The organism is Falsiroseomonas sp. CW058 (assembly GCF_050563535.1).
Taxonomy (GTDB): domain Bacteria; phylum Pseudomonadota; class Alphaproteobacteria; order Acetobacterales; family Acetobacteraceae; genus Falsiroseomonas.
The window spans coordinates 97256-120386 of record NZ_JBNXUO010000001.1; the positions used below are offsets into that span (position 1 = coordinate 97256).

Sequence of the window (23131 nt, forward strand, 5' to 3'; positions counted from 1 at the left end):
CGGCGCTCCTCATCAGCTCCGGCCTCCGTGCTGCCGTCGCGCCACGGCATCCATCGCGGCCCTGACGGTGCGATCGATGTACGCGTCCACGGCCCCTGCCGGGCGCCTTTCGACCTTGTCGCTCGCGGCCAGGACATCGGCGATGTGCGCTGGCGAGGCGCCATGCCGGGCAAGGCGATACGCGATGGAGTAGTCGCGGCGCGAGCGGTCGACCGGCGTTCCGACTGGAAGCATCTCCCGGAGCCGCCTCGTCGCCTCGGCCACTTCTTCGGCCGGCAACCGAGGAATGAGGCGTGGTCCACCCGACGTGGGCGGCGTCGAAGGCGGAGGGGGTGGCGGAGCAGCGACGGGCGGCGCTCCGCCCTCACCGCCCCGTGCCTCAGCGAGCAGCGCGTCAGCGCCGGGCGTGACCGTCGGGCCATCCGCGGAGACCAGGCGTACGTAGGGGTAGCGCCCGTCGGCCATTCGGCGCCCCGGCTTTCTCGACGTGTAGGCGGGGACGCGCCCGGGCTGGCTCCAGGCCGTGGCGCCGATGTCGCCGCCGAACCTGCGTGCGAGGAGCCGCGCGACAGCGCCTGCGAGTTCGGCGCCGACTGGCTGCTGCGAGACCGTCACCCAGGCCTGGAATGAGCCGGGGCTGCTCTCGACGACGGCTGATGGGGCGTAGGCGTCCGCGAGGCGCGCGAGGGTGACGGTGGCGAGGTCGTCGACGAGGACATGCCGACCGCCGCACCAGGGCCGGCCCAGGATCGACCAGCCGGCCGCGTTCATGTGTCGCATCCAGGCGGTGGCCTGCACGATGACGTCGGGCGACCAGACGCGACGGAGGACGCGGCCGCTCTCCTCCTGGCGGAGGACGACGAGGTACGATGGTGCAGGAAGCGCCTCGAGCCAGCGGCGGAGGGTCTGCTGGGAAATGGCGTCGTGGGTACGTCCGCCCGGGACGAAGATGTGCATGGTGAAAATGCCGCTCTTGGTGTCGTTTGCTGGATACGGGGGCACCTGGAGCCGGTGCCTCCCAGGTGAGGTTTCGGCTACCCGTTCGTCCCGCCGCGCGTCTCCGTGGTGACCGGGTCTGTCCTGCGCTTTGCCCCTGCCTCGAGGTAGAAGCCGGTGAGTACGAGGCTCTGTCCTTCGGCACCGCACCGCAGGGGAAGCGTTGCCCCGGTAAGGAGGGCTACGCCCGCTTCGGCGCGGCGGCGCAGGTCGTCATGGGTGATCGGCGCCGCGTTGTGGAGCTGGGCGAGGATGAGGTTCGGCCGAGAGGCTTCGGGCATGACGCTCGGCCTAATGGTGTTGGAGCGCGTGGAAGCGTCCGGCCGCGGATGCCGGATCGGACCTTCTGCTCATGGCGGTGTCTTTGATCGGCGATGCCCCCGTGTGGCGGCGCTTTTCAGATGCGGACGGGGTGGCCGGCCCGGCGCCGGCGGAGCTCCGCGACCCAGCCATCCGGGGGTGGCTCTACGTGCACAACGTCGGTGTTGAGGTTCGCGACGCGCTCCGGGAGGTCGGCCATGATCCGCTTGGCGAGAAGGCCAGTGCAGGCGACGATCACGAGTGGGATTCTGATCTCGGCGATCCGGCGCTCGGCCGCCTCGGCGGCCGCCTCCGTCCAGACGCCGCCGGGGGTGGCATAGGCGGTGACGGCGGCGACGGCAGTCTCCCTCTCGAGCGCGGCGATGCAGACCATCGGGAGGGGGCCAGGAGCGATGACGAGGCGCCTGGTTGCTGCGGTGATCGGCGACCAGACGAGGCCGCGCCGGCCGCCCCGGGTGAAGAAGTTCTTTTTCTCTCCGCGGGTGGTCTCCTCGCCGGTGCGCCAGCCGTCGGCGTCGCGGTGAATGGAGGCAATGCCGGGGTGGGCCGCGGTGACGATGCCGCGGAGAAGGGTGAGATCGGACGCGTAGACCGGGATGTCCTCGAGGCCGCGGATCGGGCGCTCGGTGATGTGCGCGGCGGCGGGCTGCGCGCCGTTGGTGTCGATGTAGCTCATGGTGCTGATGTCCTTGTGCGAGCCTGCTGCGCGGGGGGCTGGCTTTCCCGCGAGCGCATGGTGTTCGTGTGGAATGCAGCCGGCGCTGATATGCCCGCCGGCAGAGTGCTGGTGGGACGGAAGCCTGTGCCTGGCGGCGCGCCCGCTACCTGCGGCGCGGACGGTGCCGGTGTGGCTGTCCGGTGAGGATGACGGCCAGGAGCGCGGCCGTGATCAGCTCGTCGATGCTGCGGGCCCCGGTGCGCCAGAGCGAGTGGTCGAGATCGATGGCGTCGAGGTCGAAGGCGATAGCGACCATGCGCCGACGACCGAGAAGACCCGTGACGCGTCCCTCACGGACGAGGGCGTCAATGCCGTCGCGACCCGGAGGCGCGTTCCCCAGGACCTCTGCCTCGACGCGTTTCCGTTGGACGCGGCGGAGCGCCATCCGGCACGCCTGGGACACGTAGGGCTGGCGTGGTCCTGAGAGCGGCGCGCGACGGACGCGACGCCTACGCTGGCGGTGACGATTCGGCGTCACAGGTGCGTTTCGCGACCGCCGATAGCAACGGAGCTGCGGCCCGCCCGCTGTCCCGTAGAGGCGTCGTGTCCTCGCCGGAGGAACGCCGGCGGCCAAGCGCAGATCGGGCTCGGGACCCGGTGGCCAGTCGGCTGCGTCCGACGCGTCCTCATCGCCGGGCGGGACCGCTCCGGCCGGGCCATGCTCGTTCGGCCCTGCCATATGGCGGGCCTGCCGAGCATTCTGGCCTGCTCCTGCATGATGGCAGCGGCGGTGGCGTCCACGACCGGCCCGCCGGCGATGAGCAGGCGCGTGGTGGGGGCGCTGTCCGTCGAGGGCGCGGCCACAACGTTCGGCAGGCCAGGGAGATGTCCGGTGGCGCCGGCGTTGGCGCGCAGCAGGTCGCCGCCGTAGCGCGCCGCGAGCACGGCCGCGGTGCGCGCCGCGACGAGGACGTCCACCGGGGCCTCCGCGATGGTGATCCAGGCCTCGATGAGGCCAGTGGCAGGCTCGATGGCTGCGGCGATGCGGTGGTGCTCGGCCAGCCTGGCGTATCCGGCGGGTCGCAGGCCGCGGACGAGGACGTGGGTGGTTAACCAGGGGCGGGCGCCGATCGCGGCCCCTTCCTCGGCCGTGGCGCGGAGCCATCCTGCGGCGACGCGGAGGAGATCCGCCGGCCACCAGCGCCGCCAGACCTCGACACCCGCGATGTTCGTCGCGGTGACGAGATACGAAGGCGCCGGCAGGGCGGCGGCCCATCGGGCGATGGCGGTGTCGGTGTCGATGGGAAGGTTGAGCGAAAGCGTACATGGGGTTGGCATAGTCCGTATCCGGATGCTGGCGTGGGTCTCGACCACGTCCCCATTCTTCCGCTGCGCATCGGGCGCGGTGGGGTGGCGGTCGCCCCGACCCGCCAACCACCGCGCCGATGTGCAGCGGCCCTCCATTCCTCCCTCTTCCGAGTTCCCGAAGACGATCAGCGGCTGGCCAGGGCAGGCGCCAGGATGCCGGCGCCGCCGCGCGTCGGTTGCGCGCGCCGGGGCTTCAGCGAGTGCTCGCTGTCGTCTTCCTAGCTCTGGCGCGCAACGGCGACGGCGCCGCTGTTGTGGGCAAAGGTGATGCCGGCGCGCTCGAGGGCGTCACGGAGCTGCGCCTCGGTCGCTGGCCGGCAGGCGAGCGGCGCGAGGTCGGCGCCGTTGTCTGGAGCTTCGAGGGTCTTTATGCGGCGGAGGGAGACGCCCGACGCCTCGGCCAGGCAGGTCTGCGTCCAGCCCAGAAGGGCACGGGCGGCGCGGAGCTGCGCAGCGCAGATCCATTGCGGTTTGGACTTGACGTTCGCCATGGCGATATGCACCTTAAGTGCAATTCTCCGGTCTGCCCATGGGCAAAGCCCAAGACCGCCTTTCCCGACAACATGACTGGAGTTTTCGCCATGGGGTTCATGGCCTGTGTTCCCGTGTCTGGCACCCGGCCGGAGCGGGAGATGATCAGGTCTATCTTGCGTGTGACCGGGAGCGAGCCGCTGGTGCAGGTTGCCGGCCTGCCCGGGACGCCGGACGCCGTGATGTCAGATGCCCGCATCGCGTGTTTCGCGATGGGATGTTTTTGGCACCACCATGAGGGCTGCGGCCTGGCCCGCATCCCGCAGTCGTCGTTCGACTGGCAGGGCAAGCTTGGCCGGAACCGCAGGAGGGACGCCGCGAACAGGGCGGACCTCCTGGGCCTCGGCTACCGCGTCCTGTGGATGTGGGAGTGCGCGGTCCGCGGCGCCGGCGCGCTGTCGCGCGCGGAGCTGGATGCCGAGGTCGCGCGATTCGTCATGTCCGGTGACCCCTTCGCAGAGATCGAAGGGCAGGAGGTTCGGCGCCGGCGCGCGACCGGCGTCGTGTAAGGAGGGCGAAGGGCTGGTGTGGCCTGGGTTGGCCAGTCCTTCGCATTCTACACCGCCCGCCCCGCGGGGCGGGCGGTTGGGGGCGTGATCAGGACGGCAGCCTGCGACCGCGGTGAGGGGCGAAATGGCAGGATGACGACCGGCGACGGGGACGATGAGAACAGTGAGACCTGGCCAAGTGTGCGCGGCCCACTGCTCAGTGGGCCGGTTGCGCCCAGGGATTTCGTCGCCGCGCTCCTTGCCGTGAGCATCGACGCGAACACACGAGGAGATGCGCCGACGGCCGAATACCTGAGCCGCCTCTGCAGAGACATCGAGAAGGCCGTTGCGGATGGAGGTGACGTTGGTCCTATGCTCGCGCGGGCACGCCTTGAGCTCGGCTGCGCGCCCGAGGACGATGAGCTGCTCTACGATACCGGCGGTGCCGTCGGCGTGGCAGAAGCCGCGAGGCTGTTCGGAACGACGATCGATGCCGTGGTCGCGATGATAAGGCAGGGCCAGGTGCTCGTCGTCACGCTCCGCGGCCGCGCTGTCCTGCCACGAATCCAGTTCAGGGCGGACGTGTTGCCGCTCGGGATCCTGCCCGGGATAGATCGCGTAGTGTCTGCCGCCGCGAAGACCGGCGCGGGGGGCTGGCACGTCCTGCAGTGGTTGGTGCTGCCCTCTGCAGCGTTGGGCGGACGGGAGCCGGTGGACGCTTTGCGAGCCGGCGATGTTGATGCGGTCGTCACCGCAGCGACGAAGGAGATGTAGGCGGGGCCTTATTCCTTTCAAACGGGACCCTGCAGCATCTGCATGTCACGCGTCAGTCTGGCGACGGCATGCCGTTTCGACGTCTTCTCGCCATTTATCGTCGATCCTCCCGGCTCAGTTGGTGCGAAGCGGGCGTCGATGATCCTGCGCCATAGGCGGTCCGGAATGCTTGGCGAATTGTCGCCGGCTTCGGCGCTCCCTTCTACTCCGACCGTCGAACGGAACGGGGTGCGTGAGCACGAGCTCGGTACGCGGTGGCAAGCTAGCAGCGTCTGCGATGACGACCGAAAGCGTTAACGAGGCGTTTCCAGCAAAAACAAAGGGTTGACGGGAATGGTGCGCCTGAGCATCTGTCCGTGGACGCAGGACGGAGCCAGAAGGATGACGGATCAGATCGCAGCGGAGCAGGTCGTTGGCGTTGGGCTCGAAGGTGGCGTCGGCATCCATATGCCGGCCCGGCACCGGGACCACATCCTCATGTTCCTCAACATGCCGGACGATCAGGCGAGGCTCGAGGCGTTCCTCGCCCACGAGCGCCGCATGGGACGCCCGACGCCGGTGGTGAGACGGGTGACCTGCTCGGCCGCGCTCCGGCGATATGTCGAGCGGTCGCGCGCGGCGGGAGCCGCTAACGCCTCCTCCGGTCCGCGTCAGGGCGCGCTGTCCAGGTAATCACAGTGGCGCGTAGGCCGATCTCACGGAAAGCTCGGCGCACCGAGCGTGTCTGGCGCGAGGAGGCGCTTAGACGGGCGGGGCGGGTGACGGCGTGGGTTTCGCGGGAGATGCGCGCTGAGTACGTCGCGGGGATTTCCCGGGCCAGGGTAGCGAAAGGTTTTCGCGGGGACGAGGTGGCGATTGCAGCGTCTCGTCGGCGTGCTGCCCTCGGACGCGCACGCCGATGTACGCAGGTTGTCGCGGATGCGCTCCGGGCGGGTCTCGTCGGGATGGTTGCGACGCTCTCGGTTCCTCGGCGCCTTGTTGAGCACGAGTCCCTGCCAGTCAACGCGATGTTCGGCTGGAAGAAGAAGATCCACGACCGCTGGACTGCGAGGTTGGCGCGGGCGAGGATCCCCTACGCGTTGATCCTGTGGCGCGCAGAGCCTTGGAAGCAACGGGGCCTACCGCATTTTCACATCCTGGCGGTTGTGCCGCCCCGGCATGTGAACCGCGCATTCGAGATGCTGCGCGAGAGCATTTTCCGGCAGCGTTCGGGAGGGGCGCCCGTTCTGCCCTCACGGGGAATGCTTACACGGGGGCGGGACCTCGACGCGACGTCGATCGTGACGAAGACGCCTTCGACGCCGGGACGTCGCGGCGATGACTGGATCCAATTGATTGACTACCTGTACAAGTCTGCGACTTGGTCTGCGGAGGAACTGGCCAGGAGGGGGTATCCGGACCTCCTGAGCTACGATGCATGGGCCTGGGCGAACGGGATCGCGCCACCCTCGACACCAATCGACCAGAAACGGGTTCGGCGGAGGATCCGTGAGGTAGGCACCCTGACGGCTCCGGATGGCTGGCTGGGGGACCGCTGCGACGTGGGCGCGCCCCGGCCTCCTGCACCATCCGGATCATGCTACCTGAACCGCTATCGACTCGCGCTCGAGGCGCAACTTCGGCTGACAATCGGCGTGGCGGCCGCTCGTGGCGCGATCTGCTCGGCGATGTCCGGGCTTGGAGCTCGAGGTGGCAGTGACGCTCGCGTTATCGTGGCTGGTCTCGAGAATGCTCTCCGGCGTCATGCAGTGACGGAAGCGACGCTCATGACCATGAAGCGTCGCGCAGGTCTAGCGTCTTCCTCCAATGCTGCATTATGTTGAGGTCGTCGTTTCCTCGATCAGCGGCATCCGACTTAGTACAAAGCCGTCCTCTTGCATCTGCCGCACCAGTAAATCGTCCTCGCCCAGCGCCCGGATGCCGTAGCTGAGCTTCGCGAGGTCATCGTGTAGAGGCCTTAGCCAGCGGCCCTTTCGGTAGACTGCGCCGGTATTCTCGCCCCCCTTCGTGCTCTCGTGGCCGATGATGGCGTCCACGCGCAGTTCATCTCCTGTTATGGAGTCGAGCATGGTCCGCACCGTATGGCGGAGCGAGTGGAAGGTTGTCTTCGGTCGGCCCAGGTCGAGCTCCCTGCGTAGCAGAAGGAAGAACCTCGCGAGTTTCCGCGCTCCCGCTTTTGCATCCTTTCCGATGTCAGTGAAGAGGAAGTCGCTACGGCGACCACCGCGGAGCGTGAGGTATTCGAAGAAGCCGCATCGCCGGAGGACTGGATGGACTGGGACGGCGCGGTCAGCGGCGACTGACTTTTGGCTGTTTTTTTGTTCGGCCTCGGTGTGTCGGGTTATCCCGAGTTCAGCGGCGTAGTCTGCCTCTTCAAGGGGCTGGACGGCGATTTCAGCGAGTTCGCCCCTTAGGGTGATGTCACCGACTCGAAGCTGACTGAGCTCCTGCTGGCGAATGCCGCAATAGGCGGCAAGCAGCATGCCGAAGTACAGAAGAGGCTGTCCATCTCGCCTAAGCGCCGTACGAGTCTCGTCGGTGAACGGGGATTTTGATGACCAGAGCGGCGACGTGAAGATCCGCTGCATCTCGGCGATCTGGAACGCGTCACGTGCGTCTTTAGCGGCGCTTTTTCTGCCGCTACCCTTCGGCTTTTTCTGCAGACCTCTGAACGGATTTGAAAGCGTGCGGCATTCAGCATCTTCGATGACCCAGTTGAAGGCGCTGTTCAGGAAGCCAGTGTACCGCCCGATGGTCTTCTGGCTGAGGGTGCTCCGGTTCGGTTCGGTTTTCCGGCGCTCGCGGGAGATCTCGATGGCGCGGCGCGCATGGACGCGACGGTTTGGGTTGTCGGCGGTCGGGTCTGAGTAAAGGCGGTTCTGGCCCCAGTCGCTGCAGATCTCGTGCAGAGCGGCCTGGAAGTCGAGCGCGGTCTTTTTCGTAATCTGCCGAAGGGGCAGGTCACCGAAGAGTTCGACAAAAATCCGGAGGGAGAGCTGGGCATCGTCGCTCGTGTCGTCCTTCCACGCGTCTCCGATGCTCTTCGATGTCGCAAAGAGTTTGAAGGCTTCGGACAGGGGCATGTCTGGGGAGATTGAGCCATCCCACGCCGGCGGTGGTCCTGAGACTGCGACCGGGCTGGTGACTTGTAGCGCTACTGGCTGGTCGGGCAGTGCCTCGACTTGTCCCTTCGCCGGAGCCGGCATGGGTGTGGCGTCCGCCGTCCATCCAATCGGCGGCTGCACCCCGGTCGGTGAGGCATGGCCGAGGTTGACGTCGACATCATGGAGGTAGGCCTTCATCATGCCCTCCATGACGGCCGATCCGGCCTGGTGCGCGGCACGCCCTGAGAGGCTCAGGCCGAGGCGACCAAGGACGGTGCTGGCGAGTTCTCTCGCGGCGGTGAAGTCGTTTGCGGCGCGGTCGGCGCGGAGAATCTCCGCGAAGGCCCTGGAGCGGTGCGCGCGGGCGCGCGCAGCGGTGGTGCGGGACGGGAGCGTCGGCTCCTGCCTGTGACCCTTCGGCGGGGGGCTCGGCTTCGGCAGAAGCGATAGTAGCTCGTCGGCCAGCGCCTTCGGAACCTTCGCCCCGCTCATCTCCTCGTCTTCTGCGTCCGCCTCTCGGGCCTCCAGCTTCGCGAGGAAGGCGGCGAGCTTCGCCTGGGTCTTCGGTGGCACCTCGGCCTCGTCGCGAATGGGCGGCGCCGCAGGCAGGACCAGGTCGGGTCCGCGGGCGGCGTGCTCGCCGGCGAGGCGAAGGAGGATGGCGTCCCGGGCGGCCAGCATTATGGCCTCGTAGGTGCCCGGCGGCAGGTCGCGGTCGTCGGCCTCTGACATCAGTTCCTCGAAGACGGCGTCGAGGGCGGCGCCGGCGCGGCGCGCCCGGGCACGCTCCTCGGTGCCGAGGGAGAGGGCGATCGGGCGGCCGCGGGCGGGGCCGCGGGTGACGCGCCGGCGCCAATACCAGAGGTTGCTGCGTCGGTAGAGGTGGCTCGCCTGTCCCATCCGTTCCCCCAGCGGGGGCCTCTGTCTGGGAGTCCCGTGTGTGACACCTTTGTGCGACACGTCTGTGCGACACCCCGGCCAGCGGCCCGAAGTGCGCAGAAATCCTCGGAGGAAAAGGAAGGGCTTGCCGTAGGTTAGGCCGGCGGTGGCTGGGGGACCTGGATTCGAACCAAGGCTGCCGGAGTCAGAATCCGGAGTTCTACCGCTAAACTATCCCCCACCATCCGGTGGCCGACGGCATCCCTGCCGGCGGGAGGCGCGTGCTAGCATGCGGGCGCTCGGGCCGCAACTGCGGGGCTGGAAGGAAATGCCTTGCCCGGCGCGCGGCCGCGACCAATCATGTGGACGGCGCCATCTTCCCGCCGCAGGGCGGGGAGGGGTGCCGCCAATCGCCATGCCAGACGACCTCCTCCCCGCCCTCGACGGCATCCCCCCGGACACTCGCGGCGCCTGCCATGAGCCTGCGCCGCCACGCCGGGACGGGGGAGCGCCGGGCTGCTTCGCCGCGCTCGACCTCGGCACCAACAACTGCCGGCTCCTCGTCGGTGCGCCTGTCGCGGGCGGCGGGTTCCGCGTGCTCGACAGCTTCAGCCGCATCGTCCGCCTCGGCGAGGGGCTGGGCGCGACGGGCCGCCTGTCCGAGGCCGCGATGGACCGCGCCCTGGCGGCGCTGCGCGCCTGCGCGGACAAGCTCTCCCGCCGCCGGCCGCGCGCCATCCAGGCCGTCGCCACGGAGGCCTGCCGCAGGGCCGCCAACGGCGCCGCCTTCCTCGCGCGGGTCGAGGCAGAGACCGGCATCCGCCTCCGCATCATCTCGGCGCGGGAGGAGGCGGAGCTTGCGGTCGAATCCTGCGCCCCCCTGCTCGATCCGGGAGACCGGCGCGCGCTGCTGTTCGACATCGGCGGCGGCTCCACCGAGATCGCCTGGATCCGCATCCAGCCCGGGCGGCCGGCGCCGGAACTGGTCGGCTACATCTCGGTCCCCGTCGGCGTCGTCACCCTGTCCGAGCGCGGCGGCCCGTCCTGCTTCACCGAAGCCGGCTTCCATGCGGTGGTCGACGAGGTCGCGGACCGGCTGGCGGGGTTCGACGCGGTGCACCGCATCGCGCAGGAGATCCGGGCGGGCGGCGTGCGGCTGATGGGCACCTCCGGCACGGTCACCACGCTGGCCGGCGTCGCCATGGCGCTGCCGCGCTACCGGCGGCCGCTGGTGGATGGGCGGACGCTCGATGCCGGGGTGGCGGACCAGGCGCTGGGCGACCTGTTCGCGCTGGGGCGGGAGGGGCTGGCGGCGCATCCCTGCGTCGGGCCGGAACGGGTGGAGTTCGTGCTGCCCGGCTGCGCGGTCTATGCCGCGATCCGCCGCGTCTGGCCGGTGCCGCGGCTGACGGTCGCCGACCGGGGCCTGCGGGAGGGCATCCTGATGCGCCTGATGCGCGCCGACCGCGCCGCACGCCGGCCCGCGCCGCGTGGAGCAGGCGGCTGGCACCCGGGCGCCTGACGCGCGTATAGCCTCGCACCATGACCAAGCCCCCGAGCGGCAACCGGCAGCTGTCCGCGCGCCTCAAGACGGCCAAGGGCCGCAGCGTGCAGTCGCAGCGCTGGCTCGAACGCCAGCTGAACGATCCCTATGTCGCCGCCGCCCGGGCGCGCGGCTACCGGTCGCGCGCCGCCTTCAAGCTGGTGGAGATGGACGAGAAGTTCCGCCTGCTGAAGCCGGGCGGGCGGGTGGTGGATCTCGGCGCGGCGCCGGGCGGATGGACGCAGGTGGCGGTCGCCAAGGTGGGGGAGCGGGGTCGCGTGGTGGGGCTCGACCTGCTGCCGGTGGACCCGGTGCCGGGCGCCATGATCCTCCAGGGCGACTTCCAGGACCCCGAGGCGGAACGGAGCGTCGAGCGGCTGCTGGACGGCCAGGCCGATCTGGTGCTGTCCGACATGGCGCCCAACACCACCGGCCACAACGCGACCGACCACCTCCGCATCATGGCGCTGGCGGAACTCGCGCTCGACTTCGCGCTGCGCGTGCTGGCACCCGGCGGGGGCTTCGTGGCGAAGGTGTTCCAGGGCGGGTCGGAAAAGGCCTTCCTTGACACGCTGAAGCAACGCTTCGCCCAGGTGCGCCACGCCAAGCCCCCCGCCAGCCGCAAGGACAGCGCGGAACTCTACGTGGTCGCGACCGGCTTCAAGGGCTGAGCCCGGCAGGACCCCGCGCCGCCTACCTGCCGGGGCGGAGGGGGCGCCGTCAGCCGAGGACGAGGTCGGCCGTCGCCGGGCTGACCGGCTGCGCCAGCGCCACGGCGATGTCCACCGAGCCGTCGTCATCGGCGTCGAGCGACCAGACGGTGCCGGTCGCGTCGAAGCTGGCGGTGCCCGGAATCTGCAACTCGCCCGGTGCGCCGTCGTCGCGGCCGCCGGCCAGCAGCCAGGCCTGCCCCAGCGCCGCGCCGGCGCCGTTCGCCGCCCGCGCGAAGCCGGAGATCTCGGCCGGCGCGCCCGCCACGCCCTCTGCGAACAGCGCGTCGCTGTCCAGCACCTGCAGCAGCGACACCACGTTCACATGCGCATCGGCCGCATCCAGCGTCACGCGGTTGCCGGCCGCGTCCAGCGCCGGCAGCGTCAGCGTCGCGCCCAGATGGCTGCCGATGCGGGAGACCACATCGCCCTCCGTGCGCAGGTTCAGCGCCTCGATCAGGCGCAGCGCCGCCGGGTCCAGCGCGCCGCCGTTGATCGCCTCCGCCGCGTCGCGGCCGCCGAGCGCATCGACCGTGACCAGGCCCACCACGCCGGTCGGGAAGGCGCGGCCCGACAGCGCCAGTGCCTCCGCCGCCTCATGGGCCGCGACCTGCGCCACCGCGCCGCCGAGGCTCGGGCCGGTGAAGTGGATCTCCCGCCCCTCCTCCAGCGCCACGGCCGTGGCATCCGCGATCATCCCGCGGAAGGCGTCGGAGGTGACCTGGATGCGGCCCAGCCCCGCCGCCGCCACCTCATCCGCGCGGGACCCGACCTCGAGCCCGTCGATGGCGAAGACCTCCGCGCCGCCGGCCGCCGGGCGCAGCCGCAGGGCGGAGAAGCCGCTGGCATCGTCCTCGTACCGCTCGACCACGTCGAAGGACTGGCCGCGCACCTGCACGGACAGCGCATCCGGGCCCAGCGCCTCGACGATGCGCGGGGCGGCGGCGAGGCTGGCGGCCACCGCCGCCTCCTCCCGCGTCACCGCGGCGCTGCCGGTCGGCACCTCGCCCGTCGCGTCGGGCGCGCCGAGGCCGGCTGGCAGGCGGGCGGCAAGGTCCTGCAGGCGGTTCAGGTCCGACAGGCCCGGCTCCCGCAGGGTGCGCTGAAGCTCGCCGAGGGCGCCGAGGTCGAGGTTCCAGCCTTCCTGCACGACCTGCCGGATGCCGTCCTCGAACACGGGAAGATCGCCAAGCCGTCGCAGGTCGAGGCGGAAAGCCATGGGGCACGTCCTTGTCCGTTCGGGCCGCCCCTAACGCCCGGCAGGGCGGGAGTCTTCCCCACGAGGCCGTGATTCCGCGCCCGCCACCTTCCGCACCCATGCCGAAGCTTCATCCGCCCGCAACGCGGCGCGCTGGACGCCGCGCCCCCTTCGGGTGTAGGCGGGGCCGCCAAGGTTGCGTTCCCCCACGAGGTTCCCGCCATGGCGCCCCCCGATTCCCTGTCCGAGACGCCGAGCGCCGTCCGCGCGCGCTTCGAGGAGGCCTTCGCCTTCGACGACGTCCTGCTGGTGCCGGCCTATTCCACCGTGCTGCCGGCCGACACGGACACCCGCACCCGCCTCACGCGGGAGATCCAGCTCAACATCCCCCTCGTCTCCGCCGCGATGGACACGGTGACGGAGGGCAACATGGCGATCGCCATGGCGCAGGCCGGCGGCATCGGCGTGGTCCACAAGAACCTCTCGCCCGAGGAGCAGGCCGCCCAGGTGCGGCGGGTGAAGAAGTTCGAGAGCGGGATGGTGGTGAACCCGCTGACCATCCATCCCGACCAGACCCTGGCCGAGGTGCATGCGCTGCAGGACAGCCACCGCATCAGCGGCATCCCGGTCGTGGAACGCGACAGCGGCCGGCTGGTCGGCATCATCACCAACCGCGACGTGCGCTTCGCCTCCGACCCCAACCTGCGCGTCTACGAACTGATGACGCGGGAGAACCTGGTGACGGTGAAGGCGGATGTCACGCCCGCCCAGGCGCGCAACCTCCTGCACAAGCACCGGATCGAGAAGCTGCTGGTGGTGGACGATGCCTATCGCTGCATCGGCCTGATCACCGTGAAGGACATGGACAAGGCGCAGGCCAACCCTGCGGCGGTGAAGGACGCGATGGGGCGCCTGCGCGTCGCCGCCGCCACCGGCGTCGGCGAGGACGGCTTCCGCCGCGCCTCCCTGCTGGTCGAGGCGGAGGTGGACGTCATCGTCGTGGACACCGCGCATGGCCATTCCGGCGGCGTGCTGCGCGCGATCGAGCGCATCAAGAAGCTGTCCAACAGCGTGCAGATCGTGGCCGGCAACGTCGCCACGCCGGAAGGCGCGCTGGCGCTGATCGAGGCGGGGGCCGATGCGGTGAAGATCGGCATCGGCCCCGGTTCGATCTGCACCACCCGCATCGTCGCCGGCGTCGGCGTGCCGCAGCTGACGGCGGTGATGGAAAGCGCCGCCGCCGCGCGCGAGAAGGGGGTGCCCGCCATCGCCGATGGCGGCATCCGTTCCTCGGGCGACATCGCCAAGGCGATCGCGGCGGGTGCGGATTGCGTGATGATGGGCAGCGTCTTCGCCGGCACGGACGAGGCGCCGGGCGAGGTCTTCCTCTACCAGGGGCGCAGCTACAAGTCGTATCGCGGCATGGGCAGCCTCGGCGCCATGGCCCGCGGCTCGGCCGACCGCTACTTCCAGGCGGAGGTGTCGGACAAGCTGAAGCTGGTGCCGGAAGGGGTCGAGGGCCGCGTCGGCTACAAGGGCCCGGTCGGCGCCGTGGTCCACCAGATGGTGGGCGGGCTGAAGGCGGCCATGGGCTACACCGGCAGCGCCACCATCCCGGACCTCCAGACCAGGGCCCGCTTCCGCCGCATCACCAATGCCGGCCTGAGGGAAAGCCATGTCCACGACGTGGCGGTGACGCGGGAAGCGCCGAACTACCGCATCGAGGGGTAGCGCGCCGTCCGCCGGGCGGGCGGGCCGCCGATGCGGCTTGCCCTTCCGCGCGCGGCCGGCGACCATGCCGGCCGAGGAAGGACCAGACCCCATGCCGCCCATCGCGGCCCCGCCGCGGGCCTGCGTCTTCGACGCCTATGGCACGCTGCTCGACGTCCATGCCGCCGTCGCGCGGCATGCGGCGCGGCTCGGGGCGCAGGCGGCCGCCGTCTCGGCTCTGTGGCGCGCGAAGCAGCTGGAATATTCCTGGATCCTGTCTGCGGCCGGCGACTACGAGGATTTCGCCGCCGTCACCGACCGTGCGCTCGGCGTCGCGCTGGCCGCGCACGGCATCGCGGATGCCGCGCTGCGGGCGGACCTGCTCGCGGCCTACCGGCGGCTCGACGCCTTCGGCGACGCCGCGCCGGCGCTCACCGCGCTGCGCCGCGCCGGCATCGCCACCGCGATCCTGTCGAACGGGGAGCCCGCGATGCTGGAGGAAGCGGTGGACGCCGCCGGCCTCGCCCCGCTGCTGGACGCCGTGCTGTCGGTGCACCCGCTGCGGCGCTACAAGCCGCACCGGTCGGTCTATGCGCTGGCCACCGCCCGCTTCGCCTGCCAGCCGCACGAGATCGCCTTCGTGTCGGGCAATGCGTGGGACGCCTATGGCGCCGCGCGCTTCGGCTTCCGCGTCCACTGGCTGAACCGCGCGCCGCAACCCACCGAATACTGGCTGGACAGGGTTGCGGCCGCGCGCATCGCAACGCTCGCCGAACTCCCTACATTGCTGGGCACATGACCCCTTCCGCCCGCATCGCCGCCGCCATCGACCTGCTCGCTGCCGTCGAGGCCGAGCCCCGTCGTCCCGCAGACGCCATCGCCAACGACTTCTTCCGCACGCGCCGCTACATCGGCGGGTCGGATCGGCGGAACGTCTCGGACCGCGCCTGGGGCGCCATACGCCAGCGGCTGCGGCTCGGCTGGCACCTCGCCGAGATCGGCGCGCGGCCGACGCCGCGGCTGCTGATGGCCGCGCACCTGCTGCTGACCGAGGGCTGGACCGCGCAGGGCCTGGCGCAGAACTACTCGGGCGAGCGCTTCGCCCCCGCCGCGCCGAGCGTGGAGGAGGCCGCGGCCATCGCCCGGCTCGCCGGGCGCCCCCTGGTGGACCCGGCGATGCCGGAGCCGATCCGGCTGAACCTGCCGGACTGGGCCTTCCCCGGCTTCGCCGCCCGTTTCGGCGAGGCGCTGGCGCCGGAGGCGGCGGCGATGGAGGGGGTGGCGCCGCTCGACCTGCGCGCCAACCTGCTGCGCACCACGCGGGAGGCCGCGGTCGCGGCGCTGGCGGCGGAGGGAATCGTCGCCGTGCCGACCCGCTTCTCCCCCTGGGGCCTCCGCATCGCGGACCGCCGGCCAGTGGCGGCCAGCGCCGCCTTCGTGGGCGGGCTGGTCGAGGTGCAGGACGAGGGCAGCCAGCTGATCGCGCTGCTGACCGATGCGCGGCCCGGGATGCGGGTGGCGGATTATTGCGCGGGCGCCGCGGGCAAGACGCTGGCCATCGCGGCGACGATGCAGAACCGCGGCCACATCGTCGCCTGCGACGTCTCCACCTCGCGCCTGCAGGGGGCGACGCGGCGGCTGCGGCGCGCCGGCGTCCACAATGCCGAGACGCACCTGCTGGCGGCGGGGGACAAGTGGCGCAAGCGCAGCGGCCGCAGCTTCGACCGCGTGCTGGTCGATGCGCCCTGCACCGGCACGGGCACCTGGCGGCGCAACCCGGATGCGCGGGTGCGCACCGGCGCGCAGGACCTGGCGGAGCTGACGGCGAAGCAGGCGACGATCCTCGACCAGGCATCGGAACTGGTGCGCCCGGGCGGGCGTCTGGTCTACGCTACCTGCTCGCTCCTGCCGGAGGAGGACGAGATGCAGATGCAGGCCTTCCTGCGACGCCATCCCGATTTTCGGGAGCTGCCGGTCCCGGCGCTCTGGTCCGCGCTCGTCCCCGGCACGCCGGCGCCGGGGGAAGGGCCGCATCTCAGCCTCTCGCCCGGCCGGCACGACACGGACGGCTTCTTCGCCGCCGTGCTGGAACGCGGGGCATGAGCATGGCCGTGCCGCGCCCCCCCGCACGGCCGTGCCGGTGCGGCAGGGTCCGGCCGCCGCCGGCCGCGCGCCCGCCCCGATGATCTCCATCCGTCGCGCCCGGCCTGGCGACGCGCCCGCCATCGCGGCGGTGCACGTGGCCGCCTGGCGCAGCGCCTATGCCGGCATCCTTGACGACCGCTACCTGGCGAACCTGTCCGAGGCCCGGCTCGCCGCCTTCTACCAGCGCGCGATCCTCGACCGGCGCGAGGGCCATGCGGTGTTCGTCGCCACCGCCGCCGGGCAGGACCACCCGCGCGACGCGCCGGGGGGCGAGGCGGGGGTGGTGGGCTTCGCCTCGGGCGGCCGCAACCGCCGCCGCGGCCTCGGCGAGGGCGAGGTCGAGACGCTCTACGTCCTCGACGACTACCGCGAACGCGGGGTGGGCCGCCGGCTGATGCGCGCCATGGCGGCGCATCTGCGCGCCATCGGCTGCAACTCCGCCATGGCCTGGGTGCTGCGGGACAACCCCAGCCGCTTCTTCTACCGCCACCTCGGCGGCCGCCCGGCGATGCACGAGGCGATCCGCGTGGCCGGACAGGGGGTGGAACAGGTGGCCGTGCTGTGGGACCCGATCGACACGCTGCTGGCCGCCACCGCGCCGGTGAAGGAAGGCTGACCCGCCCTCAACGCGGCCGCAGCACGGACCACCAGGACCTGTCGTAGTCGAGGTCGCGGCGGTCGAAGGGCCGCGCGGGCGGCGCGCCGAGGATGTTGGCCAGCACGTCGTTCATCGTCCGCGGGTCGTTGTCGAAGCCGCCATGCGTCGAACTCGCCGAGCGGAGGGGCGAGCCCCGGCCCGCCACGACCAACTGCGGGTGGACCCGCGCCGCCACCTCCGGCGCCAGCGCGGCCGCGAAGCGTTCCATCCCGAGGAGCGGCGTGCCGCGCGCCGGTTCGAAGGCGTTGCTGACGAGGTAGAGCAGCGACTTGCGGTAGATGCCGACGCTGTCGTCCCGTTCCGCCGCGTCGCCCAGCACGTAGGTGTGCGGCATCGGGCAGGCGCCGGAGGCGACGAGGGGCAGAATCTTCTCCTCGAACAGCCCGACCGTGATCGCGGGCGCGAGCAGGTGGAGCGAGCGCAGCGGGATCCCGGCGCCGAGGATGAGGCCGAGCGCATGCGCCGCGTAGATCGCGCCCGCGCTGTGCGCCACGACATGCAGTTCCCACTTCGCGCGTTCGGCGGGCCTGGTCGCGGCCAGCGCCGCGGCGACATGCTTCGCGATGACCTGCATCGCGCCGGTGCCGGCGGGATGGCTGGAGGAGAGGGCGGCGTTCTCCTTCATCTCCTCCCACATCAGCGAACCCGGGCGCGCCGCCGTCAGCTCCAGCGTGCGGTCCCACGCCTCCCGCGCACCCTCGCGCAGGCGGCCGAGCCAGCCGGCGCGGTCGTCGCGGGCGGTGAAGATGTCCTCGACGATGTGCCGCAGCGTCTCCGCCGCGCCGCTCTCCCACATGACGTGCAGCGGGTAGATGCCGTTGTCGAGCAGCGGCTGCTTCATCGCCACCACCCGCCGCGCCGTCGCCGCCTCGCTGTTCAGCCCGCCATGGAGGTAGAGCAGCACGCGCCGCTTCTCCCAGTCCTTCGCGGCATTGGGGATGGTGTCGTGGAACAGGCGCTCCACCTCCTCCTCGGTCGTCCAGTAGTCGCCATGGGCCGACAGCTTCCCATTGTTGCCGACATCGACGACATAGGGGCGGATGTCCTCGAGCGGGATGGCCTTCCCGGCGCGGGCAAGCCCCTTGTCGGTGTCGCCCACCTCCCCCTTCGCCCAGAGGTCGAGCGAGACCTGCACGCCGAGCTGCGCGACCCAGACATCGGTGGCGTGCAGCATGAAGTCCTCGTAGGGCAGCAGCGCGAAGCCGCCGTTGCCCCAGTCCTCGCCCCAGGAATTCTGCACGATGAAGCCTTCGCGCGTGTAGCCCACCAACGCGACCGCATGGCCCGATTCCGCGCGGTTCCAGCGCGAGATGACCGGCAGGCGGACCTGCCGCGGCCGGCCCTCCACCTCATGCGTCAGCGTCACCGCCGCGCGGCGCGGCCGGCCTTCGGCGTCGCGCACCAGCCGGCCGCGGCCGTCGCGCACCGTCCCCGGCTCGTCCCAGCCGTCATGGACCATCAGCGTGGCGTAGAGGATGCCGGTCTCGCACAGCGCCGCGTGCATGTCGCGGATCTCGCGATGCGCCACGCGGTAGAAGGCGCCGCCCGGCGCGGTGCGGGCCAGCTCCGCCAGGTCCCGCGTCAGCCCCTCGATCCCGGCGCCGGCGCTGCGCCACTTCCCGTCGGGGCAGACGCCGTGCCGCACCCAGCCCTTCATCGCGCCACGGGCCGAGGACCCTTCATAGGCCTCGCCCGGCCATTCGTCGTAGCGCCGCGCCATCTCGTAGAGCATGTGCGGGCTGACCAGGCGCGCGGCGGGCAGCGTGCCCGCCCGCCGCGCGAGCAGGAAGTTGATGACGGCGGCCAGCGCGAAGCCGGTGCAGGCGCCTTCCTGCCCCTGGTCCAGCACCTTCGGCACCCGGTGGAGGTTCACCAGCATGTCCGGCGGGGCGGCGAGGCCGGGGCGGTAGAACCAGTCGCGCGCGTCGATCCGGTCCGGCATCGCGTCGAGCCTGCCGCGGGCGGCAAGGCCGGAGGCGCGGCGGGAAGGGGAGGGGGCCATGGCGCAGCTCCGCAACGACCGGCGCCGCCCCGGGACGGGGCATGGCGGCGGCCAGGGCTTGCCCGGCGCGCCGAGTCTGCCGCCTGCGGCGGGGCGGCGGCAAGCGTTCCTTGGCCGCCGGGCCACGCGCTGCTTGCCCTTCCGCCCGGCTTGTGGTCCTAGCCCGCCATGACGCGCCCCGCCGACTCCGCCCCCGCCCCCGCACCCGCCCAGGGCGCCCCCCGCCACGAACGCATCCTGATCCTCGACTTCGGCAGCCAGGTGACGCAGCTCATCGCGCGCCGCCTGCGGGAAGCCGGGGTCTATTGCGAGATCTGGCCCTACAACGCGGCGCCCGAGGCCCGCATCCGCGCCTTCGACCCGAAGGGCATCATCCTGTCGGGCGGCCCGGCTTCGGTGACGGAGGGCGAGAGCCCCCGCGCGCCGGACCACGTCTTCGCCTCCGGCCTGCCGGTGCTCGGCATCTGCTACGGGCAGCAGGTGCTGGCGCACCAGCTCGGCGGAACGGTGGAAGGCGGGCATGCGCGGGAATTCGGCCGCGCCTTCATCGACGTGACCGGCGACTGCGCCATCACCCAGGGGGTCTGGGCGCGCGGCGCGCGCGAACAGGTGTGGATGTCGCATGGCGACCGCATCACCGAACTGCCCCCCGGCTTCCGCGTGGTGGCGGCGAGCGAGGGCGCGCCCTTCGCGCTGATCGCCGACGATGCGCGCCACTACTACGGCACCATGTTCCACCCGGAGGTCGTCCACACCCCGCACGGCGCGGCGCTGCTGCGGAACTTCACCCACCTGGTCTGCGGCTGCCGCGGCGATTGGACCATGGGCGCCTTCCGCGCGGAGATGATCGGGCGCATCCGCGCCCAGGTGGGTGCCGGCCGCGTGGTGTGCGGCCTGTCCGGCGGCGTGGACTCCTCGGTCGCGGCCGTGCTGATCCACGAGGCGATCGGCGACCAGCTGACCTGCATCTATGTCGACCACGGCCTGATGCGCGCCAACGAGAGCGAGCAGGTGGTCGCCACCTTCCGCGACCGCTTCAACATCCGCCTGGTCCACCGGGACGCGTCGGACCTGTTCCTCGGCCAGCTCAGCGGCGTCACCGACCCCGAGGTGAAGCGCAAGACGATCGGCCGCCTGTTCATCCAGGTCTTCGAGGAGGAGCAGAACAAGATCGGCGGCGCCGACTTCCTCGCGCAGGGCACGCTGTATCCCGACGTGATCGAGAGCGTGTCGGCGACCGGTGGGCCTTCGGTCACCATCAAGTCCCACCACAATGTCGGCGGCCTGCCCGAGGGCATGCGGATGAAGCTGGTGGAGCCGCTGCGCGACCTGTTCAAGGACGAGGTGCGGGCGCTGGGCCGGGAACTCGGCATCCCCGAGGCGATCGTCGGCCGCCATCCCTTCCCCGGCCCGGGCCTCGCCATCCGCATCCCCGGCGAGGTCACGCGGGAGAAGGCGGACCTGCTGCGGAAGGTGGACACGATCTACCTGGAGGAGATCAGGACGGCGGGCCTCTACGACGCGATCTGGCAGGCCTTCGCGGTGCTGCTGCCGGTCCGCACCGTGGGCGTGATGGGCGACGGCCGCACCTACGACCAGGCCTGCGCACTCCGCGCCGTGACCAGCACGGACGGCATGACGGCGGATGTCTACCCGTTCAGCATGGAGTTCCTGAGCCGGGTGGCCAACCGCATCGTCAACGAGGTCCGCGGCATCAACCGCGTGACCTACGACATCACCTCGAAGCCGCCCGGCACGATCGAGTGGGAGTGATGCCCGGGGCGACGGTCGGCGCGGCGCCGGTGACGATCCACGGCATCCGCAACTGCGACACGATGAGGAAGGCCCGCACCTGGCTGGAGGCGCGCGGCGTGGCGCACCGCTTCCACGACCACCGGGCCGACGGCGTGGAGGAGGCGCGCCTGCGCGGCTGGGTGGCGGAACATGGCTGGCAGGCGGTGCTGAACCGCGCCGGCACCACCTTCCGCAGGCTGCCGGAGGCCGAGCGCGCGGCGCTGGACGAGGCGCGGGCCGTCGCGCTGATGCTGGCCGAGCCCGCGATGATCCGCCGCCCGGTCCTCGACCTCGGCGGGCGGACGCTGGTCGGCTTCAGCCCCGCCGCCTACGAGGCCGCCTTCCCCCGCTGACCGCCTGCCGCCGCGCGCATCACCCGCCGCTGCCCTGCCGGCGCTGTGCCGCCATGCGGACGGACGCGTTGGCGGCGCCGAAGCCGCCATAGCCGCCCTGCCGTTCCGCCAGTTCCAGGAAGAAGCGGTCGCGGAAGGCATGGGTGTAGGCGTGGCGGAAGGCGCCGCCCGACCCGTCGCGGTCATAAAGCAGGTGGCGCTCGGCGAGCGCGCCCAGCTCCTCGTCCTCCAGCCCGAAGCGGGCGCCGAGGTCCTCGTAGTAGTTCTCGGGAATGTCGAGCAGCGGCGCACCGCGCGTGGCGGCCAGGTCCACCGCCGCCGCCGCGTCGCCGGTCGCGAAGGCGATGTGGTGCACCCCCGCCCCGGCCAGCGCCGAGACGAAGCGGCCCGTGCCCGTCCGCCCGCTCTCCGACACGTTGAGCGGCAGGCGCACGCTGCCCCCGCCGCCGATGAAGGCGCGCGACCGCACCAGCCCGTAGGGGTCGGGCAGTTCCCACAGCGCGTCGGGCTCCAGCCCGAACAGGGCGCGGTAGAACAGCACGAAGCTGTCCAGCATCCCCGGCACCACCGCCTGCGCCGCGTGGTCCACGCCGAGCAGCCCGCCCTGTTCCTGCGGCGCGTCCAGGCGGAAGTCGTCCTCCCAGATCGGCCGGGCCCCGGCGGCGGGGTCCTCCACCAGGTAGACCAGCGTGCCGTCCGGCGCGCGGACCGCGGGGATGCGCCGCTCGCCCTCGCCGGTGCGTTCGCGCCAGACCGGATAGGACAGCGCCTGCGCGCGGCCGACCAGGCGTTCGGGGTCGTCGACGCGCAGCGCCATGGCGCAGACCGAGGGACCGAGCTGCTCGAAGCGTTCGGACGCCGCGCTGTCGGGCTCGGCGTTCAGCACGAGGTTGGCGCCGCCGTTGCGCCACAGCTCCACGTCCTTCGACCGGTGCGGCCCCGCACGGCGGAAGCCGAGCGTGCCGAGGAAGCGGCCGAGCTCCTCCCGTGCCTCGTGGTCCACCGCGAATTCCACGAACTCGATGCCCGACAGCCTCGGCAGCGCCGGCAGCGACGCCGCGCCCACCGCCTCGTCCAGCCAGGTCAGGCTGCGCAGGCCGTCGCGCGCGATGCGGCGGGAAGGCGCGGCGCGGAACTCGTCGTTGAAGACCTCGAGCGAGACGGGGCCGGCATAGCCCGCCGCCAGCACGTCGCGCAGGAAGGGGGCCACGGTCAGCTCGCCCTGGCCGGGGAACAGCCGGTGATGGCGGCTCCAGGACAGCACGTCCATTGACAGGCGCGGCGCGTCGGCCAGTTGCAGGAAGAACAGCTTCTCCCCCGGCACCGCCGCCGCCAGCCCCGCGAGGTCGTCGCCGAGCGAGAGGGTGTGGAAGCTGTCGAGGCAGAGGCCGAGCGCGGGGTGGCCGGCCCGCCGCACGACCTCCCAGGCCTGGCGCCAGCGGTTGACATGGCGGCCCCAGGCCAGCGCCTCGTAGCAGACGCGAAGACCGCGCTGCGCCGCGCGTTCCGCCATCTCGTGCAGGTCGGCGGCCGCGCGGGCGGGGTCGTCGATGGCCGCCGCATGGACCGAGCTGCACACCAGCAGCAGGTCGGTGCCGAGCGCGGCCATGGTGTCGAACTTGCGCTCGGCGCGGTCGAGGTTGCGGGCCCGCTGCGGCTCCGGCATCGCCTCGAAGTCGCGGAAGGGCTGGAAGATGGTGATCGCGAGGCCGAGGTCGCGGCACATCCGCCGCACCTCGGCCGGCGTGCCGTCGAAGGTCAGCAGGTCGTTCTCGAAGATCTCGACGCCGTCGAAGCCCGCGGCGGCCGCGGCCTCCAGCTTGTCGGCGAGCGGGCCGGACAGGCAGACGGTGGCGATGGACTTCGGCAGGCGCTTCGACGCAGTCATCAACCCCTCCG

20 protein-coding genes and 1 tRNA gene are annotated in these 23131 nt (G+C 71.5%); 12 read left to right on the top strand and 9 right to left on the bottom strand.

Annotated features, from left to right (window positions below; all coding sequences use genetic code 11):
* Nucleotides 1–12 precede the first annotated feature (12 nt).
* From ACK8OX_RS00465 to ACK8OX_RS00475, 3 genes are all read right to left on the bottom strand, one after another.
* Entirely contained in the window at nt 13–957 is a 945-nt protein-coding gene (locus tag ACK8OX_RS00465) for a DNA-primase RepB domain-containing protein (protein ID WP_430661940.1), read from the bottom strand.
* A 77-nt stretch (nt 958–1034) separates the two neighbouring features.
* Nucleotides 1035–1277 carry a hypothetical protein gene (locus ACK8OX_RS00470; protein ID WP_430661941.1) on the bottom strand — a complete coding sequence of 81 codons (243 nt, stop codon included), beginning with the start codon at nt 1275–1277 and terminating at the stop codon, nt 1035–1037.
* Between the two features lie 116 nt (nt 1278–1393).
* Complete coding sequence (locus ACK8OX_RS00475; protein ID WP_430661942.1) at nt 1394–1993, bottom strand: hypothetical protein; 600 nt, start codon at nt 1991–1993, stop codon at nt 1394–1396.
* A gap of 73 nt (nt 1994–2066) precedes the next feature.
* On the opposite strand from ACK8OX_RS00475, the gene ACK8OX_RS00480 reads away from it, so the two are divergent.
* On the top strand, nt 2067–2459 hold the full coding sequence (locus ACK8OX_RS00480) for a hypothetical protein (protein ID WP_430661943.1): 393 nt from the start codon (nt 2067–2069) through the stop codon (nt 2457–2459).
* 50 nt (nt 2460–2509) lie between these two features.
* Here ACK8OX_RS00480 and ACK8OX_RS00485 read toward each other — a convergent pair whose 3' ends face one another.
* Entirely contained in the window at nt 2510–3349 is an 840-nt protein-coding gene (locus ACK8OX_RS00485; RefSeq protein WP_430661944.1) for a hypothetical protein, read from the bottom strand.
* A gap of 194 nt (nt 3350–3543) precedes the next feature.
* Between ACK8OX_RS00485 and ACK8OX_RS00490 the strand changes: the two genes are divergently transcribed.
* From ACK8OX_RS00490 to ACK8OX_RS00500, 3 genes are all read left to right on the top strand, one after another.
* A complete protein-coding gene (locus ACK8OX_RS00490) occupies nt 3544–4383 on the top strand; it encodes a hypothetical protein (protein WP_430661945.1) in 840 nt (279 codons plus the stop codon).
* Between the two features lie 132 nt (nt 4384–4515).
* Complete coding sequence (locus tag ACK8OX_RS00495; protein ID WP_430661946.1) at nt 4516–5136, top strand: hypothetical protein; 621 nt, start codon at nt 4516–4518, stop codon at nt 5134–5136.
* Between the two features lie 381 nt (nt 5137–5517).
* Nucleotides 5518–5808, top strand: coding sequence for a hypothetical protein (locus ACK8OX_RS00500; protein WP_430661947.1), 291 nt, complete (start codon nt 5518–5520; stop codon nt 5806–5808).
* A gap of 1142 nt (nt 5809–6950) precedes the next feature.
* Here ACK8OX_RS00500 and ACK8OX_RS00505 read toward each other — a convergent pair.
* Both ACK8OX_RS00505 and ACK8OX_RS00510 read right to left on the bottom strand, forming a co-directional pair.
* The gene (locus ACK8OX_RS00505; RefSeq protein ID WP_430661948.1) at nt 6951–9140 is read right to left on the bottom strand and encodes a hypothetical protein; all 2190 of its coding nucleotides are present in this window, start codon (nt 9138–9140) and stop codon (nt 6951–6953) included.
* A 146-nt stretch (nt 9141–9286) separates the two neighbouring features.
* A tRNA-Gln gene (locus tag ACK8OX_RS00510) sits at nt 9287–9360 on the bottom strand.
* Nucleotides 9361–9534: 174 nt separating this feature from the next.
* Between ACK8OX_RS00510 and ACK8OX_RS00515 the strand changes: the two genes are divergently transcribed.
* Nucleotides 9535–10641 carry a Ppx/GppA phosphatase family protein gene (locus ACK8OX_RS00515; RefSeq protein ID WP_430661949.1) on the top strand — a complete coding sequence of 369 codons (1107 nt, stop codon included), beginning with the start codon at nt 9535–9537 and terminating at the stop codon, nt 10639–10641.
* 20 nt (nt 10642–10661) lie between these two features.
* Nucleotides 10662–11333, top strand: a complete 672-nt coding sequence (locus tag ACK8OX_RS00520) for an RlmE family RNA methyltransferase (protein WP_430661950.1) — start codon at nt 10662–10664, stop codon at nt 11331–11333.
* Between the two features lie 49 nt (nt 11334–11382).
* Here ACK8OX_RS00520 and ACK8OX_RS00525 read toward each other — a convergent pair whose 3' ends face one another.
* The gene (locus ACK8OX_RS00525) at nt 11383–12591 is read right to left on the bottom strand and encodes a hypothetical protein (RefSeq protein WP_430661951.1); all 1209 of its coding nucleotides are present in this window, start codon (nt 12589–12591) and stop codon (nt 11383–11385) included.
* Between the two features lie 201 nt (nt 12592–12792).
* On the opposite strand from ACK8OX_RS00525, the gene guaB reads away from it, so the two are divergent.
* The 4 genes from guaB to ACK8OX_RS00545 all read left to right on the top strand — a co-directional run bounded on the left by guaB (nt 12793) and on the right by ACK8OX_RS00545 (nt 17041).
* Nucleotides 12793–14301 carry an IMP dehydrogenase gene (guaB, locus tag ACK8OX_RS00530; RefSeq protein ID WP_430661952.1) on the top strand — a complete coding sequence of 503 codons (1509 nt, stop codon included), beginning with the start codon at nt 12793–12795 and terminating at the stop codon, nt 14299–14301.
* Between the two features lie 91 nt (nt 14302–14392).
* Nucleotides 14393–15079 carry a haloacid dehalogenase type II gene (locus ACK8OX_RS00535; protein WP_430661953.1) on the top strand — a complete coding sequence of 229 codons (687 nt, stop codon included), beginning with the start codon at nt 14393–14395 and terminating at the stop codon, nt 15077–15079.
* Complete coding sequence (locus ACK8OX_RS00540; RefSeq protein WP_430661954.1) at nt 15076–16383, top strand: RsmB/NOP family class I SAM-dependent RNA methyltransferase; 1308 nt, start codon at nt 15076–15078, stop codon at nt 16381–16383. The genes ACK8OX_RS00535 and ACK8OX_RS00540 overlap by 4 nt, the downstream gene beginning before the upstream one ends.
* 79 nt (nt 16384–16462) lie before the next feature.
* On the top strand, nt 16463–17041 hold the full coding sequence (locus ACK8OX_RS00545; RefSeq protein ID WP_430661955.1) for an N-acetyltransferase family protein: 579 nt from the start codon (nt 16463–16465) through the stop codon (nt 17039–17041).
* Between the two features lie 7 nt (nt 17042–17048).
* Here the strand turns inward: ACK8OX_RS00545 and ACK8OX_RS00550 are convergent, their stop codons facing one another.
* Entirely contained in the window at nt 17049–19085 is a 2037-nt protein-coding gene (locus tag ACK8OX_RS00550) for a C1 family peptidase (protein WP_430661956.1), read from the bottom strand.
* Between the two features lie 168 nt (nt 19086–19253).
* Between ACK8OX_RS00550 and guaA the strand changes: the two genes are divergently transcribed.
* On the top strand, nt 19254–20858 hold the full coding sequence (gene guaA / locus ACK8OX_RS00555; protein WP_430661957.1) for a glutamine-hydrolyzing GMP synthase: 1605 nt from the start codon (nt 19254–19256) through the stop codon (nt 20856–20858).
* Nucleotides 20858–21232 (top strand): ArsC family reductase, encoded by a 375-nt coding sequence (locus ACK8OX_RS00560; protein ID WP_430661958.1) that lies wholly within the window; start codon nt 20858–20860, stop codon nt 21230–21232. Before guaA ends, ACK8OX_RS00560 begins: the two co-directional genes overlap by 1 nt.
* 19 nt (nt 21233–21251) lie before the next feature.
* On the opposite strand, the gene ACK8OX_RS00565 is transcribed toward ACK8OX_RS00560, so the two are convergent.
* Nucleotides 21252–23120 (bottom strand): bifunctional sugar phosphate isomerase/epimerase/4-hydroxyphenylpyruvate dioxygenase family protein, encoded by a 1869-nt coding sequence (locus ACK8OX_RS00565; protein ID WP_430661959.1) that lies wholly within the window; start codon nt 23118–23120, stop codon nt 21252–21254.
* Nucleotides 23121–23131 lie beyond the last annotated feature (11 nt).